General features: G+C 61.0%; 14 protein-coding genes and 1 pseudogene. 9 read left to right on the forward strand and 6 right to left on the reverse strand.

Annotated elements, in window-relative coordinates:
• Positions 1-51 precede the first annotated feature (51 nt).
• The gene (locus BDB13_RS23915; RefSeq protein ID WP_094275158.1) at positions 52-1,392 is read right to left on the reverse strand and encodes a DUF4185 domain-containing protein; all 1,341 of its coding nucleotides are present in this window, start codon (positions 1,390-1,392) and stop codon (positions 52-54) included.
• Between the two features lie 297 nt (positions 1,393-1,689).
• Between BDB13_RS23915 and gdhA the strand changes: the two genes are divergently transcribed.
• On the forward strand, positions 1,690-3,033 hold the full coding sequence (gdhA, locus tag BDB13_RS23920) for an NADP-specific glutamate dehydrogenase (RefSeq protein WP_094273999.1): 1,344 nt from the start codon (positions 1,690-1,692) through the stop codon (positions 3,031-3,033).
• 63 nt (positions 3,034-3,096) lie between these two features.
• Here the strand turns inward: gdhA and BDB13_RS23925 are convergent, their stop codons facing one another.
• The 3 genes from BDB13_RS23925 to BDB13_RS23935 are packed head-to-tail and all read right to left on the reverse strand — an operon-like array spanning position 3,097 to position 5,637.
• Positions 3,097-3,306: a hypothetical protein gene (locus BDB13_RS23925; protein ID WP_094274000.1), complete on the reverse strand. Its 210-nt coding sequence runs from the start codon at positions 3,304-3,306 to the stop codon at positions 3,097-3,099.
• Positions 3,307-3,318: 12 nt separating this feature from the next.
• Complete coding sequence (locus BDB13_RS23930; protein ID WP_094274001.1) at positions 3,319-4,491, reverse strand: fatty acid desaturase family protein; 1,173 nt, start codon at positions 4,489-4,491, stop codon at positions 3,319-3,321.
• Between the two features lie 27 nt (positions 4,492-4,518).
• A complete protein-coding gene (locus BDB13_RS23935) occupies positions 4,519-5,637 on the reverse strand; it encodes a ferredoxin reductase (protein ID WP_094274002.1) in 1,119 nt (372 codons plus the stop codon).
• 123 nt (positions 5,638-5,760) lie between these two features.
• Between BDB13_RS23935 and BDB13_RS23940 the strand changes: the two genes are divergently transcribed.
• The 3 genes from BDB13_RS23940 (at position 5,761) to BDB13_RS23950 (ending at position 8,212) form a co-directional block, all read left to right on the forward strand.
• Complete coding sequence (locus BDB13_RS23940) at positions 5,761-6,441, forward strand: TetR family transcriptional regulator (RefSeq protein ID WP_094274003.1); 681 nt, start codon at positions 5,761-5,763, stop codon at positions 6,439-6,441.
• Positions 6,442-6,476: 35 nt separating this feature from the next.
• On the forward strand, positions 6,477-7,316 hold the full coding sequence (locus BDB13_RS23945; protein WP_094275159.1) for an alpha/beta fold hydrolase: 840 nt from the start codon (positions 6,477-6,479) through the stop codon (positions 7,314-7,316).
• A 74-nt stretch (positions 7,317-7,390) separates the two neighbouring features.
• Positions 7,391-8,212 carry an acyl-CoA thioesterase gene (locus BDB13_RS23950; protein ID WP_094274004.1) on the forward strand — a complete coding sequence of 274 codons (822 nt, stop codon included), beginning with the start codon at positions 7,391-7,393 and terminating at the stop codon, positions 8,210-8,212.
• 3 nt (positions 8,213-8,215) lie between these two features.
• Here the strand turns inward: BDB13_RS23950 and BDB13_RS23955 are convergent.
• Both BDB13_RS23955 and BDB13_RS23960 read right to left on the reverse strand, forming a co-directional pair.
• A pseudogene (locus tag BDB13_RS23955) lies at positions 8,216-10,236 on the reverse strand (CocE/NonD family hydrolase).
• 69 nt (positions 10,237-10,305) lie between these two features.
• Entirely contained in the window at positions 10,306-11,661 is a 1,356-nt protein-coding gene (locus tag BDB13_RS23960) for an MFS transporter (protein ID WP_094274005.1), read from the reverse strand.
• A gap of 94 nt (positions 11,662-11,755) precedes the next feature.
• Here BDB13_RS23960 and BDB13_RS23965 point away from each other — a divergent pair, with 94 nt between their 5' ends.
• The 5 genes from BDB13_RS23965 (at position 11,756) to BDB13_RS23985 (ending at position 17,037) form a co-directional block, all read left to right on the forward strand.
• Positions 11,756-12,307, forward strand: a complete 552-nt coding sequence (locus BDB13_RS23965; protein WP_094274006.1) for a PadR family transcriptional regulator — start codon at positions 11,756-11,758, stop codon at positions 12,305-12,307.
• The gene (locus BDB13_RS23970) at positions 12,304-14,334 is read left to right on the forward strand and encodes an NADPH-dependent 2,4-dienoyl-CoA reductase (protein WP_094274007.1); all 2,031 of its coding nucleotides are present in this window, start codon (positions 12,304-12,306) and stop codon (positions 14,332-14,334) included. Before BDB13_RS23965 ends, BDB13_RS23970 begins: the two co-directional genes overlap by 4 nt.
• A gap of 19 nt (positions 14,335-14,353) precedes the next feature.
• A complete protein-coding gene (gene cmrA / locus BDB13_RS23975) occupies positions 14,354-15,157 on the forward strand; it encodes a mycolate reductase (protein WP_094274008.1) in 804 nt (267 codons plus the stop codon).
• A gap of 49 nt (positions 15,158-15,206) precedes the next feature.
• Entirely contained in the window at positions 15,207-15,767 is a 561-nt protein-coding gene (locus BDB13_RS23980; protein WP_254922937.1) for a hypothetical protein, read from the forward strand.
• 136 nt (positions 15,768-15,903) lie between these two features.
• Positions 15,904-17,037, forward strand: a complete 1,134-nt coding sequence (locus BDB13_RS23985) for a diaminopimelate decarboxylase family protein (protein WP_094274010.1) — start codon at positions 15,904-15,906, stop codon at positions 17,035-17,037.
• Positions 17,038-17,053: the final 16 nt, after the last annotated feature.

The raw sequence follows: 17,053 nt of genomic DNA on the forward strand, positions 1-17,053 counted from the left end.
TATGGCCTGCAACCGAATTCCGGTTGCAGGCCATAGTTCTGTCAAAACCTCTTACTGCTCTTCGGGCATCCTCATCTCGAGGAGTTCCGCCTCACCGGTTGTCGCGGGGTCTGGCCGGTCGCGAGAATCCCACGGCGACATATCCATGCCCTCTAGGTTCGTCTGCATGTAGATCACGTTGTATCGATCCCACGTAGTCGCGACAAATTCGAGGGTATGGCTGCCGTCTCGGGAGGTCCAGGGATGCATGAATCCGCCGTAGATGCCCGGCAAAGTAGCTCCGCTGACCAAGACCTGCGATCCACTCCAGGGACCTTCCGGATGATCGGCCTGGCTCATCACGAGCCCCATCGGACTGGTGTACATAGCGACGTACTTGTGGAGGTAGTCGTTCCACTGAACCGAGAGTTCACTGACCGGTGACTTGATTACCGTCACTGCGCCGTCTGAGTCCGCACTCCATGTGGACCCGTTCCAGTACTCGTAGGCAAGGGGATTGCGAAGTTCCGCTCCCGGAACCCGGGACAATAGTGCGCCACCGGAACGTCCGGACGGGGTGCCGTATTCGTAGATGAACCCGTCACCGCCATCGAGGAAGGCACTCTGCTGGAAGTTCTTGTTGATCGGCGATATCGCGGGGATTCCCGGGACGTTGATATCGAAATCGCCGGTGTTCACGCGCACCGTGGCCGGATCGACTTCCCAGTTCTCACCGTTGTCGGTGGAATAAGCGAGGCCCGAGTAGTTGGTTGTCCACTCCCCCGGCACATCCCAGGAACGGACGGACATGAACCGGATGTATTGCACTCCGTCATAAGAGATTCCGGCCGTCGGGATAGTGGTGAACTCGAGCCCCGGGGCAATCTGGGGTTCGGGGATGATTTCCTTCGAGTGGTTCGGACCATCCTTGGGGGAAGTCTCGATCCGAAACTTGTTCGCGATATCAGTATTGCTGCTGCGGAAGAGCACATTGCTGCGCCAGTCGTCGCCGGGGCTATCACAGTCCCCGACTGTGTCGCCGAATGCCATCAAGACGTCGCGGTCGTTGCCGGCGTCCCACATGATTCCGAGGTCGGTACCGGAAACACTGAAGCGATTGATCGTGTCATTGGGACTACCCGGACCGGTCACCATTTCGATGGCCTTGGTTCGACCCCGGAGGACGGGCAGCGCACCATTGGGCGCACCCGTGATCCAGGGCAATCCGTTCATGAGCGAACCCGTAGCGGCAGAACCGCTCAGTGATCCCGTCAGCGAACCGAGCGAACCCGTCATCGAACCCAGCGAACCGTTGCCACCTTGCCCACACGGGCCACCAACGGCAGACGCCGCCGGCGCTGAAACGATTGTGGCCGCGATAGTGACTACGCCAATGGACAACAACGCTGACATGGACCGTTTTGTACGCACACGCAGCCTCTCTGATTAATGAGTTCGATACGACGTTCCAGATGATAGAGAACGACCGGTCGCCCTGCCCTGGGGACTATCGTCCCGCCCAGCAAATCACCGGCGCCCTGTTAAGCAAGTGAAAGCTGAGCAAATCGTTATAAAACAGTCACTCGATTTCCGAGTAAAAGTCACTGTGTCTGATTTCACGTTCGTTCACGGATGATCGATTGCGCATCAAATGCGCCTACTATGTAACGGAAATGTAAGAAAGTACTCACAATGTCAGGTAGGTGAGCGGTGTCCGTACGTGACCGCGTAGCGCAGATTTACGATCAGGTGTTGGTTCGCAATGCAGGTGAGCCCGAGTTCCACCAGGCTGCCGCCGAAGTTTTCGAGTCCCTGCACGTCGTGCTCGAGCGCCACCCGCGCTACGCCGACGGCGGACTGATCGAGCGCCTGTGCGAGCCGGAACGCCAGATCATCTTCCGTGTGCCGTGGACTGACGACAACGGCAACGTCCACGTCAACCGTGGCTTCCGCGTCCAGTACAACAGTGCACTCGGCCCGTACAAGGGCGGCCTGCGCTTCCACCCCAGCGTCAACCTGGGCATTGTGAAGTTCCTCGGCTTCGAGCAGATCTTCAAGAACTCCCTCACCGGCCTGCCCATCGGCGGCGGCAAGGGTGGCTCGGACTTCGATCCCAAGGGTCGTACCGACGCAGAGGTCATGCGTTTCTGCCAGTCCTTCATGACCGAGCTCCAGCGCCACATCGGTGAGTACACCGACGTGCCCGCCGGTGACATCGGTGTCGGCGGCCGCGAAATCGGCTACCTGTTCGGCCAGTACAAGCGACTGACCAACACCTACGAGTCCGGCGTTCTCACCGGCAAGGGCATCACTTGGGGCGGTTCGCAGGTTCGCACCGAGGCCACCGGCTACGGCGTCGCATACTTCGTCGCTGAAATGCTCAAGGCCAGGGGCACAGACCTCGAGGGCAAGAACGTCGTGATCTCCGGATCCGGCAACGTCGCCATCTACGCCATCCAGAAGATCCACCAGCTCGGTGGCGTCGCCATCGCGTGCTCGGATTCCTCCGGTTACATCGTGGACAAGAAGGGTATCGACCTCGACCTCCTCAAGGAGATCAAGGAAGTTCGCCGTGGCCGCATCAGCGAGTACGCCGACGCTGTCCCCCACGCAGAGTTCATCGCCGGAGGTTCCATCTGGGACGTGCCGTGCGATGTCGCACTCCCCTGCGCGACGCAGAACGAGCTGGACGAAGCCGCAGCAAAGACGTTGATCACCAACGGTGTTCAGGCCGTTGCCGAAGGCGCGAACATGCCCACCACCCCCGGTGGCGTCCAGCTCTTCCGCGACGCCGATGTCGCTTTCGCTCCGGGCAAGGCAGCCAACGCCGGTGGCGTTGCTACTTCCGCCCTCGAAATGCAGCAGAACGCTTCGCGCGATTCCTGGAGCTTCGAGTACACCGATGAGCGTCTCGCCCGCATCATGCGTGGCATCCACGAGCGCACCATCACCACGGCTGCCGAGTACGGCAAGCCGGGCGACTACGTGCACGGCGCGAACATCGCCGGCTTCGTCAAGGTTGCCGACGCCATGATTTCCCTGGGCGTTATCTAAAAAGTATCTGCACATCACTATGGGCGCCTCCGCAATTGCGGAGGCGCCCATAGTCGTTCAGCATCAGCTTGCCGGAGGTCCGGATTCGTCGTCGGCTGCTGCCTTCTTTGCAGCCTCTCGCATCTCGATACCGTCGGACACCCAGTCACCGATCTCGCGTGTCACGTCTCGGACAGCACCAGCGATGATCATCGCGATGGAACCGACATGGGTCGCCGCAGATTCGGTCAGTTCCTGGACGGTGTCCTTGCGTCGTTCGAATTTCCCGACCATCAGTTGTGCCTCTCAGGATGCAGTGCGCTGGCGTTCGACGATAACACCGGCGGGGCTCTGAGACTTGACCAATGCGGGTGGCAGGGCAAACTTGAAGATCTTGCCCCACACCGAACCGATCTGCTTGAAGAACCCACCGGTGTTGTACGGCAAACCGTACTTCACACACAACGCCTTGACCTCGGGTGCAAGTTCCGGATAACGGTGCGCCGGCAGATCAGGAAACAGATGATGTTCGATCTGGTGGGACAGGTTGCCGGACATGATGTGGAAGAGCGGACTGCCCTCGATGTTGGCACTGCCGAGCATCTGACGGACATACCACTGGCCGCGAGTCTCGTCGACTGTCTCGTCCTCGGTGAAACTCTGTACGCCAGTAGGGAAATGGCCACAGAAGATGATCGAGTACGTCCACACGTTCCGAACCAGGTTGGCAGTGACATTGCCGGCGAGCGTGGTGACGAACAGCGGTCCGGTGAGTGCGGGGAAGATGACGTAGTCCTTGAGTACCTGTTTGCCGGCCTTGTTCCACCAGCCTTTGAGCAAAGGCTTGACGTCGTGCCACTTCCGCTTGCGTTGAATGACGTTCTCGATCTCGAGATCGTGCATCATGACGCCCCACTCGAAAAGAATCATCAACGTGAACGCCCACAACGGATTACCGAGGTAGTAGGGATTCCATTTCTGGGCTTCGTCAATCCGAAGGATGCCGTATCCGACGTCTCGATCTTTGCCGAGAATATTGGTGTACGTGTGATGCATATAGTTGTGCGAGTGCCGCCACTGATCGGCCGGGCAGACCGTATCCCATTCGAACACTTCGGAATTGAGGCCCGGTTCACGCATCCAGTCGTATTGACCGTGCATGACGTTGTGGCCGATCTCCATGTTGTCGAGGATCTTCGAGACACTCAGTGCGCCCACCGCTGCGAGCCAGACCGGCGGCAGGAAGCCCAAGTACATCAGGCCTCGTCCGGCGACCTCAAAACCTCGCTGCGCCTTGATGACTTTGTAAATGTACTCACGGTCCTCCGCGCCGAGGGAGGCGACGGTACGCGCGCGAAGCGCATCGAGTTCGCGGCCGAGTTCCTCGACCTGGTCGTAAGTCAGGACGACGGGCGCCTCGACCTTCACTTCGGAACGGTTACCGAGAAGAGGGAAGGTGGAAAGTGACAGTCCAAACATGACAGTCTCCAAAGAGTTGTAGTGCGTTCAGATTTCGACGGTGACATCGCCGACGGGAGCACTGACGCAGAGCTGGATCTTCTTGTCCGGCTCGTCGTCGGTCTCACCGGTGCGAATGTTTCGTGTGCGGCCCGCCTTCTTGACAGAAGTGCAGGAGAAGCAGATTCCCATCCGGCAGCCGTATTCCGGCGTCAGACCTGCCGCTTCGGCCTGCTCGAGGAGAGTTCTTCCGGAGTTCTCGGCTGCGACAGCACTTTTGGTAAAAGACACCTGGCCGCCAACCTCTCCGGGTTCGACTACAGCTGGGGCGAACTCCTCGGTATTGAGCAGATGCTCGACGCCGACGTCGCGGAATACCTCGCGCACGCCGCGCATGAGTCCGGGCGGACCGCACAGAAAAGCCTGGGCATCGTTTACCTTCGGATCGACAATCCAGGGGGCTACGGCGTCGAGGTGCCCGCGATCGAAGAATCCTTCGAGGTCTCCCCCGCCGGTTTCGGTGTACACGAGTACCAGTTTGACGCTGGAATTCTTAGCGGCCAGTGACTTCAACTGAGGTAGGTAGGCCACATCCTTGTCGGTGTTCACGTAGTGCACGAACACAATTTCACCGGCATGCCCGTCGTCGACCAGCGTCCGCAGCATCGACATCACGGGAGTGATTCCGCTGCCACCGCTGATGAGAAGTACCCGGTCCGGCCTTGGCGTCGGGAGCTGAAATACGCCGTCGGCCTGCGAAAGGCTGACGACCAATCCGGGTTGAGCATTCCGATGTAGATGCTGCGAGACCAGGCCGTCCGGCTGAGCCTTGACGGTCAGTTCAATCAGCCCATTGCGCGTGGATGCGCTGCCGGCGGGCGAGTAGCAGCGGGTATGACGGACTCCGTCAATCACGACGCCTACCTGCACAAACTGTCCGGCGCTGAAACCTCTCCACTGCCGGGTCGGGCGCAAGGTCAGGGTGACGGAGTCAGCAACCGGATAGTCGACGGCCACCACCTGAGCGCGTAGGTCCCGCACCGTTGCCATGGGATTGACCAGCTCGAGGTAGCGGTCGATCTGATGTGGCGCCGCCATAGCCTCGACGAGTCCGATCAAAGACAATCCACGCTTGGCAATAGCCTTCGGAGCTGATGCGATCGTCATGACGCTCCTCGAGTAGAAGATTTCAGTGCACGATTGTTCACTGACTATAGTGTGACAGGTAGACACAGGAACATGTCAACAACAATGTGACTCGCGTCACTCCAGTCACTGAGAGGATGTCGAATGCCGATACCTAGACTCGACATCGTGACCAAGGCCGGAGCGGCACCATCGCCACACGAAGCACCGGAAAGCAGAGCGGCAAAGAAGGAACGCACCCGCCAAGCCCTTCTCGATACAGCGATGGACCTCCTCGCCGATCGTGGCTTCTCCGGAATCAGCTTGCGCGAGGTAGCTCGCGAAGCCGGAATCGTCCCCACCGCGTTCTATCGGCATTTTGCGTCGATGGAGGACCTCGGCGTTGCACTGGTCGAAGAAAGCATGCGGATGCTCCGCCAGATGCTGCGCGACGCGAGACGCAACCACAGCGCACAGGACGCGGCAGCTTCACTCGATATCCTTGTGCGCCAGGTGCATACCCACGAACGGCAATTCCGATTCCTCTGCCGCGAACGGTACGGAGGTGTCAGCGAAGTACGACGCGCCATCAACACCGAGATGCGATTGTTCGTCAGCGAACTGACCGTCGACCTCTCTCGTATCGTCGGTCTGGAAGGTTGGCAAGATCCGGACCTCGAGATGGCAGCCGATTTGATAGTCGGGGCCATGTTCACCACCATCGTCGAACTCCTGGATGCCGGTTCGGCAGGACACCGCAGCGAGGACGCGGTGATCGGCCGCGCCGAAAAGCAGCTGCGCTTGATCATGCTCGGAATGGCTACCTGGAATCCATCTCGAAGTTGACGTCAGGTGCAGGCTTTCGCCGTACCGTGGGCAGCATGTCCTCCACGAATACGTTTCAGATTCCCGTCGGCGATCTCACTTTCGACGTCCTGATTTCCGGTCCGGACGACGGAATTCCGCTGGTAGCACTGCATGGTTTCCCCGAGAGCGCAGCGTCGTGGGGAAAGGTCACACCATTGCTGACAGCCGCCGGATACCGTGTCATCGCTCCGAATCAACGCGGATACTCATCCGGTGCTCGTCCTGAGGGCGTAGATGCGTATCGGATCGAACACTTGGTCGCGGACGTCGTCGGACTTCTCGACGCCCTGGCGATTCCCGACGCCCATCTGGTGGGTCACGACTGGGGTTCTGCAGTCGCCTGGCAGGTGGCCGGCCGCCATCCGGGCCGGATCCGCAGCCTCACTGCCGTGTCCGTTCCACACCCGACGGCTTTCGGATGGGCGCTGCGCGAGGACGCCGATCAGAAGCAGCGCTCGTCATACATCGGACTGCTACGCCAGGAAGGCAAAGCGGAGGAAGTGTTGTCGGAGGACAACTTCCGACGGCTACGTGCAATGTTCGACGGTCAGATCGATCCGGAGTTCGCGGAGGCGCACATCGATGTTCTCAGCGGGGAGGGCGCCCTGACCGGCGCGCTGAACTGGTACCGCGCCATGACCCGCGATTTCGGCGACATCAAGCCGACGACTGTGCCGACCACCTATGTCTGGAGCACGGGCGATTCCGCACTGGGCCGAGCCGGCGCGCAGCGGTGCGGCGAGTTCGTGGACGCCCCGTACGAGTTTGTTGTTCTGGACGGCGGCAGTCATTGGATTCCCGAAGAACGCGCCGAGGAATTGTCTGCCGCAATTATTCGACGAGCGGGATCCTGAACTAGGCCCTACCTCTAACTCTATGTAGGTTGTCATACATAAAACCGTGTTGATTTCATCGTCAGGAGTTTGTCGTGACCGAGACAGCTACATCTCTACATCCCTTCGACGCCGCCGTTGAGCTGGAATCGCTGACACCGGGGTTGTCCACCGGGCACACCAGCCCCGCATACAACAACATGGTGGGTCCGTTCGGCGGCATTACCTCCGCCACGCTTCTCGAGTCGGTGCAACGCCACCCCGAATGCTTGGGCCAACCGCTGTCTCTGACCGTCAACTTTGCCGGCCCCATCACCGAAGGTGCCTTCGAGATCACCGCGCGGCCGGTGCGAACCAATCGAGCAACTCAGCACTGGTCCATCGAACTCACCCAGGATGGCACGGTCGCGACCACGGCCACCGCTGTATTCGGACTCCGCCGCGAGACGTGGGATTCCACGGAGATCGCGATGCCCGCCGTTCCGGCCGCAGAAGATGTTGCCGTGCAACCCTTCCCTGAGTTCATCGCCTGGGCACAAAACTACGAGATGCGATTTGTCGAGGGCGCGATCCCCGAACTGGACGCCGTCGAACATCCCGATTCGGTGTCGACGCTGTGGGTACGCGACGCTCTGTCCCGGCCGCTGGACTTCACGTCTTTGACCTCGTTGTGCGACGTGTTCTTTCCGCGAGTCTTCTTGCGCCGCGGAAAGATGGCACCGGCCGGAACGGTGTCGCTGACCATCTACTTCCACGCCGACGCCGCTGCCTTGACGACGCAAGGTGATCGCGCAGTTCTCGGAACGGCGCGCACCCAGCGTTTCGGCAAGGGCTATTTCGATCAGAGCGGCGAATTGTGGGGCAGTGACGGCGAATTGCTCGCCACCACCCACCAGCTCGTCTACTTCAAGGACTGACGATCATCGAATCGGCCGGCTGACCGGGATATTCACGAAGCTCGGCGCAGTGGGGTCGAGCACGAGGTGCTGGGGTGCCAGTTGGCTCTCGTTGAGCAGTGGACGCAGCAGCATCCCTTTGGGGAAGTTGCTCGCGTACACGTCAATTCGCACCCGGTGACCCGATTGAAGTATCGCGTCCGTCGCGGCCAGGCCCACGTCGAGAGCTGTGGGCCGGCCGGGGACGATCGGCTGACGCGAATCCAGATCGAGGATGTAGTACGGATCGATGTAGTCACCGTTGGCCGATTTCACGCTTTTCGAATCATCCACGGCGCGTAGCGACGACGTGAGTTGACCGCTGGTGATCACGCGCGAAGTTCCGTCGGGCGCCACGTCGTTGAGCGTCGCGGTCCAATATCCGTCGGTCGTGTCCAACGAGGTATTGAGATGCAGGTTCACTGCTCCCGAGATCTCGGTCGGTTCATCGACGGGCGCACTGGTGAAGCTGAGCGCGTCACGTTCGCTGAAACGGGCATCTTTGGCACACATATCCAGAATCGCCACGATACCCATCGATTCCTGCGCTGAATCGCGTGAACATACCGTCGCCATGCCCGGCGCAACCGTCAGCGTGGCGGAGTCCCCGGGCGCCTGCGCTGTAAGACTGCCGTCGTGCGCACTCCCCGGACTCGTTCCGCTCGATTGCGCGCCGAGATACACACGCTGGTAACTCATTCCGGCGCGCGGGAACTGATCTGTCGTGGTCCATCCGCCGCCCTGCTGGTAGAGGGTTACCGGACCGAAGGTGTTGATTCCGTTGTCGATTCCCTTGAGCCAGTGATCGAACCAGGCCCGCTGCAGCACATCCAGGCGAGGCGGAGCGCCCTCCCCGCCGAACCCGGATCCGAAATTCAGGTGGTAGGTATCGCCCATGATGAGTTGCTTCTGACCGGGCGGCAACGGAATTGCGTTGTAGATCTTGGGCTCGCTGTTGGTGAAGATGTCATGCCAGCCGCCGTAAACCATCGTCGGCACGTTGATGTTCTCCGGATGCGAAATCAAGTCTTGCCGCAATGAACTATTGCTCTCCAGAAGGTCTTTCAGGTCCGGAGTGATGTCCGCAATACTCGGGACGGTCAGCGCGTTGAGGAGCAATCCCACAAATGTCATCGGATCGGCCTGCCGGTCCGCGAGCCAGGTCCAGTCGAAAGTCCCGTCGAGCATCGACTGCACATTCGGCAGCCATTTGGTTCCGTTCACCGCCGCGAGCCACACGGGCATGAACCCGATTCCGATACCTCCCCGGGAGCGACGACGTCACGGAGAACGTCTCCGCCTGGTTCCACCGGGAAAATCGCCTTGAGCGCGGGCGGTTGTTCACTTGCCGCATAAATTTGATTGATCCCCGAGTACGACACGCCACTCATGCCGACATCGCCGTCGGACCAGCTCTGACTGCTCGCCCAGTCGATGACCTCCACTGTGTCCTGCTGCTCACGCTGCTGCAGCACCTGCCATGTGCCTTGGGAGAAGCCCGTACCGCGGACGTCGACAACCACCTGGCTGTAACCGCTCCGGATCAGGCTCTGATCAACCGTGAAGGTGCGCAGGCCGCCTCCGGTAACTACTTCGGCCAAATCTTGCAGTCCGGTAACCGGCGTACCGGACAGGTTCAACTCATCCACGAATTTCATCAGCGGAGCTTCGATTTCCGGAAGAGAAAACGCCGCGTTGGCCAATGCCGACACCAATTTCGTGTACGGCGTCATGTTCACAATGGTGGGCGTCTTGGTATCGACGGCCGCACCCGACGCGTCGGCCGGCCGGTAGACATTCGCCTTGAGCACCACTCCGTCGCTCATGGTGATCGGCACATCCCATTGAACGTTGACGCCCGGATACTGTTGGGGACCATCCGCATCGGCTGTCCACTCGACGCCGAGTGGCCCACCGCCGGGTGGCAACGCTGAAGCGCTGGGAGCAACAAGGCCTACTGCTATCACAGTCCCGAGCACCACTGTGATCAGGCTACGTACAGACATTCGCCACTCCCCCTGGTTTGCCCGACAACAACTACTAATAGCAGCCGAGCACGGCGATAAGGGGGATATTCAGCTGTTCGACACGTCCTGTTCCGGCGACTTCACCGCCATCAGCGCCGCCAATCCGAGCGCCAGTACAAGAACCAACCCGACGATTCCGGCTCGATCAGCGCCAAAGGCCCAGGCGAAGAATCCGAACAGCGTCGGCGCCAGGAAGGACACCGCACGCCCCGTCGTCGCATAGAGACCGAATAGTTGACCTTCGCGTCCCGGCGGCGTGATGCGGGCCAGAAACGTACGGGACGACGATTGTGCCGGTCCGACAAAGAGACACAGCGCGAGACCGAAGATCCAGAACATCAACGGCCCCGATACGGCGATCAGTACCGATCCGACCACGATCATCGACGCCAGCGACACCGTGATCACCGTCTTAGGTCCGATCCTGTCGTCGAACCGGCCGGCAACCAAAGCGCCCACGGCCGCGATCACGTTGGCGGCCACACCGAACAGCAGGACATCCGCTGCCGCAATCCCGTAGACGTTCACTGCCAGAACAGCGCCGAAAGTGAATACACCGGCCAACCCGTCGCGGAACAGCGCACTCGCGATCAGGAAGTAAATGGTGCGGCGGTCTACCGTCCACAGTTCCCGCAAGTCCCGCCACAGCACTCGATAGGAGTCCCGGAATCCAGCCTTCGCAGCGCCGGGGTCCGCATCCGGGGTGGGGAGTTCGGGAACCTTGAGGAAAACGGGGATGGCGAAGACTGCAAACCACACTGCCGCGAGCAGCGCCACCAGGCGGATGTTGAGTCCGCCGTCCGTCGTCAAGCCCAGGAAACCGCGAGTATCACCGTCGCCGACTATGAACCCGAAGTAGCACAGGAGTAGCAGCACGATGCCACCGAAATAACCCATAGCCCAACCGAAGCCGGAAACCCGACCGATATTTTCGGGAGTGGACACCTGACGCATCATCGCGTTGTACGGAACTCCGGCCAACTCGAAGATGACCGAACCAACGGCCAGCAGCACCAGTCCCAGCCACAGGTAGTGATACGAGTCCTGCACGAAGTACAGTCCGGCCATCGACAGAACCGTCAGCCCGGTGAGAACTGCCAGCGATAGTTTTCGGCGGCCCGTGGCGTCGAATCTCTGGCCCGATATCGGTGCCAGAACAGCGATGAAGAAACCGGCGATACCGAGCGACCAGCCGAGCCACGAACTCGCCGAGATCGAACCGGGCAGATCGTCGCCGACCGCATCGGTCAGGTACACCGAGAAGACAAACGTCAGGATGACCGCATTGAAGGCCGCCGACCCCCAGTCCCACAGGCCCCACGCAAACACCTGACTCCGTTTTGCCGCGCCGCCGATTCCGGCGGGCAACTGATCGGCGGGTCCCACAGCCGGTTCTGCGCTCATGGACGCGAGCCTATGCGAGCGTGAGCCACCGCACAGGCCGAAGTTTCTACTCACCTAGTTGCATACGCACCTCGTTGCATACATACTTTTGTGCATGGCCCTCGAACACGCGATCCTCGCCTCATTGACCGAGCAGGACGCGTCGGGATACGACCTCACGCGCAGGTTCGACAAATCCATCGGCTTCTTCCACAGCGCGTCGCACCAGCAGATCTACCGAGTCCTCAAACGAATGGACGAGGCCGGCTGGGTCGATGTCGAGACCGTGACGCAAGACGGTCGCCCCGACAAGAAGGTGTATCGAGCCTCGGAGGCCGGCCGCGCCGAGTTGACGCGCTGGATTGCCGAACCGTCCGAACCCAGCCACCTGCGCAGCGAGTTGGCGGTCAAAATCCGCGCCGCAACCGACCCTGATATTCCGGCACTGAGAGATGAGGTCATCCGCTACCGCGACGGCCACGCCGCTCGACTCGACGTCTACCGACTGATCGAGAAGCGCGACTTCCCCAATCCGGCAGCCCTTTCCGGCTCTCCCCTGCGCCAGTATCTGGTTCTTCGTGGCGGCATCCGCGTCGAAGAAGGCTTCACGGACTGGTGCCAGGAAATTCTGGATGCACTCCCGAGCAAAGGACACCCCCAGCGATGACGAGCACCCAATTTCCACTCCTGTTCGAACCCCTCGACCTCGGGTTCACGACGTTGAAGAACCGCGTCGTCATGGGTTCCATGCACACCGGCCTCGAAGACCGAGCGAAGGACACGGATCGCTTGGCCGAGTATTTTGCCGAACGTGCGCGCGGCGGAACGGGATTGATCATCACCGGCGGCTACGCCCCCAACCGCACCGGCTGGCTGCTCCCCTTCGGAGCAAAGCTCACCAACCGCGTCGAGGCACGTCGACATCGACGGATTACCAAGGCAGTGCACGATGCCGGCGGAAAGATCGCGATGCAGATCCTGCACGCCGGCCGGTACAGCTACCAACCGTTCAGCGTCTCGGCGTCGTCGATCAAGGCCCCTATCAATCCGTTCCGCCCGCGCAAGCTGACCGATCGCGGAGTGCGCTGGCAGATCCGCAACTACGTTCGCTGCGCCCGCCTTGCCCAGTCCGCCGGATACGATGGCGTCGAAATCATGGGCGGCGAAGGTTATTTCATCAACCAGTTCCTGTGTGAGCGCACCAACAAACGCAAGGATCAGTGGGGCGGTAGCTCCGAGAACCGTCGACGGATGGCCGTCGAAATCGTTCGACGCACTCGTAGCGCCGTCGGCCCGAATTTCATCATCATATTCCGCCTGTCGATGGCTGATCTGGTCGAAGGCGGTCAGACGTGGGATGAAATCGTCACTCTGGCACAGGAAATCGAATCTGCCGGCGCCACTATCATCAATACCGACATCGGCTGGCACGAGTCACGTGTGCCCACCATCGTGACGTCGGTGCCCCGGGCCGCGTTTGTCGACATCACCGGCAAACTCGAAAAGCACGTCAGCATTCCGGTTGTCGCGTCCAACCGCATCAACATGCCCGAAACCGCCGAGGAAATTCTCACCCGCGGCGACGCACAACTGATCTCCATGGCCCGCCCGATGCTCGCCGACCCCAACTGGGTGAACAAGGCACAGCGAGACGCGTCCGACGAAATCAATACCTGCATCGCCTGCAATCAGGCCTGCCTCGACCACGCTTTTGTGCGCAAACATGTTTCCTGCCTGCTCAATCCGCGTGCCGGGCGTGAAACGACGCTCATCCTTTCCCCGACCCGTCGCACCAAGTACCTGGCTGTAGTCGGAGCGGGGCCGGCTGGACTCTCGGCCGCACTGAACCTCGCCCAACGCGGCCACTCGGTCACACTGTTCGAAGGTTCGGACAAGATCGGCGGCCAGTTCGGGATCGCGCAGTTGATCCCTGGGAAAGAAGAGTTTGCCGAGACCATCCGCTACTACACGCGCCAACTCGAACTCGCCGGCGTCGACGTCAAGCTCGAAACACGTGTTACCCCGGCTGATCTCATCGGATCGTTCGACGAGGTGGTAGTCGCCACCGGCGTCACACCACGTGTTCCGGGCATCCCCGGCATCGACAACCCCAAGGTCCTCACCTACGCCGAGGTGGTTCGCGAAGGCAAGCCCGTCGGCAAGACCGTTGCAGTGATCGGTGCCGGCGGCATCGGCGTCGACGTGAGCGAATTCCTTACTCACCCAACCTCTCCCACCCTGCACCTCAAGGAGTGGAAGCAGGAATGGGGCGTCACCGAACCCGAGATGGCTCCGGGCGCACTCACCACACCCGTCCCCGAACTCTCCGAGCGGGAGGTGTACCTCCTCCAACGCAAGCCCGGACGCATCGGTGCCGGACTGGGTAAGACAACCGGCTGGGTGCACCGCGCCGCCCTCAAGAACAAGGGTGTCCACGAACTCTCGGGCGTCAACTACGAGCGCATCGACGACGCCGGTCTGCACATCACCTTCGGTGAGAAGCACGAGAAGCCCCGACTCCTCGAGGTCGACACCATCGTCATCTGCGCCGGCCAGGAATCGGTACGCGATCTGGTCGACGAACTGACCGTCGCCGGAGTCGCCACCCACGTCATCGGCGGCGCCGACGTGGCCGGTGAACTCGACGCGAAGCGTGCCATCGAACAGGGCACACGGCTGGCCGCGAAGATCTGACCGACTACGCTGACTGATCGTGAGCCTGCCGACACCCACCACCACAGCCCGCGCCGTCGTGACCGGCGCCTCCTCCGGCATCGGAGAGGCACTGGCCACTGATCTGGCATCCCGCGGACACTCCTTGATCCTCGTCGCCCGCCGCGGCGATGTCATGGAGGGTCTCGCCGAGACGCTTCGCGCCAAGCACGGCGTCGACGTCGAGGTCCGCGCCTGCGATCTCTCGGACAGCGCGGCCCGCGCCGTACTGGTCGAAGAGCTCGGTAAGCGCGAGATCAGCATCCTGTGCAACAACGCCGGTATCGCCACCTTCGGGCCGGTCGCAGAACTCGATCCGACCTACGAGCGCGCCCAGGTCGAACTCAACGCCGTCGCAGTTCACGACCTCACCCTGGCCGTGCTGCCCGGCATGCTCGAGCGCAAGTCCGGTGGCATCCTGATGGTCGGATCCGCAGCCGGCAACATGCCGATCCCCAACAATGCGACCTACGCCGCCACCAAGGCGTTTGTAAACACCTTCTCGGAATCCCTGCGCGGCGAACTCAACGGCACCGGCGTGAACGTCACGCTCCTCGCCCCCGGCCCCGTCCGTACCGAGATTCCGGACCCGGCCGAAGCCTCCATCGTCGACAAGCTCGTTCCGGACTTCTTCTGGATCTCGAGCGAGTACACGGCCAAGGTGTCGCTCGACGGCCTGGCCGAGAACAAGATGCGCGTCGTACCCGGCATCTTGAGCAAGGCGATGTCCGTCGCCGGCGGCTACACGCCCCGCGCGGTAGTTGCGCCCATCGTGGGCACCTTCTACAAGAAGCTTGGCGGCTGATTCACCCAAACTTCTTAATTCAGACCAATACGGACCGTATAGTCGGTTAATGGCCATACGGCGCATCTGTGCAGCAGGGGCAATCCTTCTCTTGACCGGAGGGTTGCCCTTACTGCTACCTACGACGGCGAATGCCTGCTCGTGTGTCTCCTTCGAATCCCCGGAAGAAGCAGTGAGTGTTTCCAGCACTGTCTTCCTCGGAACTCCGACCGAGAAATCCTCGGACGGGTTCGAAGACACCTATCTGTTCGATGTCAGCCGCGTCTACAAGGGTGACGTCGATTCCGTGACCTCGGTGGGGACCATGTCCAGCACAGCTGCCTGCGGAACCGGATACGTACTCGGAACCGAACAACTCATGTTCGTCTCGAAGCCCTACGACGTCGACGCCGAGTTCCAGGGATCCGGTTGCGTTCCGGGTAGCCGGAGCGATTTCGACGTCCAGGCAACCGTCGAGTCCGTCTACGGCGATGGATATGTTCCGGATACGGGTGGAACGGTATCGGTTGGTGTGCGGGTCGACAAACCCGTTGTGATCGGCGCAGTCGGGGCCGTTGCGCTCCTCACCATCGGAGGCGGGCTCTACTGGAGGCGGCGGCGATCGAGCTGAACCCTCTGTATCAGGAACGCGTCAACCTATCTCGGTAGTGCGTCAACTATCCGTCAAGACGGGTCTCGACCACTTCGAATCGAGAGTAGATCTGAACTAGCCCCGCAGTACAGCGGGTCACCTTCAGGAGATCGACGTGACGCTGCTCGAAATCTTCCCGTCCTTACGCGGCGCCATGACGCCTCGCTTGGATCCTGCGTTGTGGCCCATCAGCACTCGCCACGATCAGAGCGGCCGCATCTGCATCGGCGACGTAGCCCTCGAAGATATCGCCGACCAATACGGCACTCCCACCTACGTCATCGACGAGTCCGATGTGCGGCACCGTTGCCGTACTTATCGGGAAATCTTCCCCGACTCCGAGATCGTGTACGCCGGCAAGGCCCTGATGATTCGAGCGATGGCCAAGTGGGTGTCCGAGGAGGGGCTCGGCGTAGGCGTCTGCTCTGCCGGCGAGCTGTCCATTGCCATCGCTGCGGGTGTCCAACCATCCCGAATTATCTTGCACAGCAATACAAAAACTGCCTCGGAGCTCAGAACTGCCGCCAACGCCGGCGTGGGCCGGATCGTCATCGACTCACCCAGCGAAGCTGCACTACTCGCATCCGTGTGTACTCGTTCGCAGAAAGTACTGATCCACGTAACTCCCGGCGCAGACACGGAATTCGAGGACACCGTTGCGACAGTAAAAAACGCAACGCATCTCCACTTGATCGGTCTGCACTGTCAACTCGGTTCTCACATCACCGATCCCGAACGCTTCCGCAGCGCCATAGGCACCATGATCGGACAGATGGCCGACATCCGCCGCGCTCACACCATGATCCTCACCGAACTCGATCTCGGTGGCGGACACGGCATTGCATACTTACCCGGCGACGCGCAGCTCGATCTCACCCGATTGGCCCGAGTCATCGACGAGTCCCTCGACGACGCCTGCATACGCAACAGGTTTCCCCGCCCGAAGATCGTACTCGAGCCCGGACGGGCCATCGCTGCGCGCGCCGGCGTGACCCTGCATCGGGCACAGAGCACCAAAACCATCAGCGACGGAAGATCATTCGTATCCGTCGGCGCCCGGCTCCCCGCAGATCTGCGCGAAGGCGATCTGGTGGGAGTCCCTGGTACCGGTGCCTATCACCACAGCATGACGTCGACAAACGACAACGTGTGCCGCCCACCCGTGATCGCGGTGCTCGGCGGCGTCGCACGTCCGTTGATCCGGCGCGAGTCGATGGACGACCTACTCGCTCGCGAGGTCGGAATGTGACCTCGCGAGCGAGCTG

It is taken from the genome of Rhodococcus sp. OK302 (assembly GCF_002245895.1).
GTDB lineage: Bacteria > Actinomycetota > Actinomycetes > Mycobacteriales > Mycobacteriaceae > Rhodococcus_F.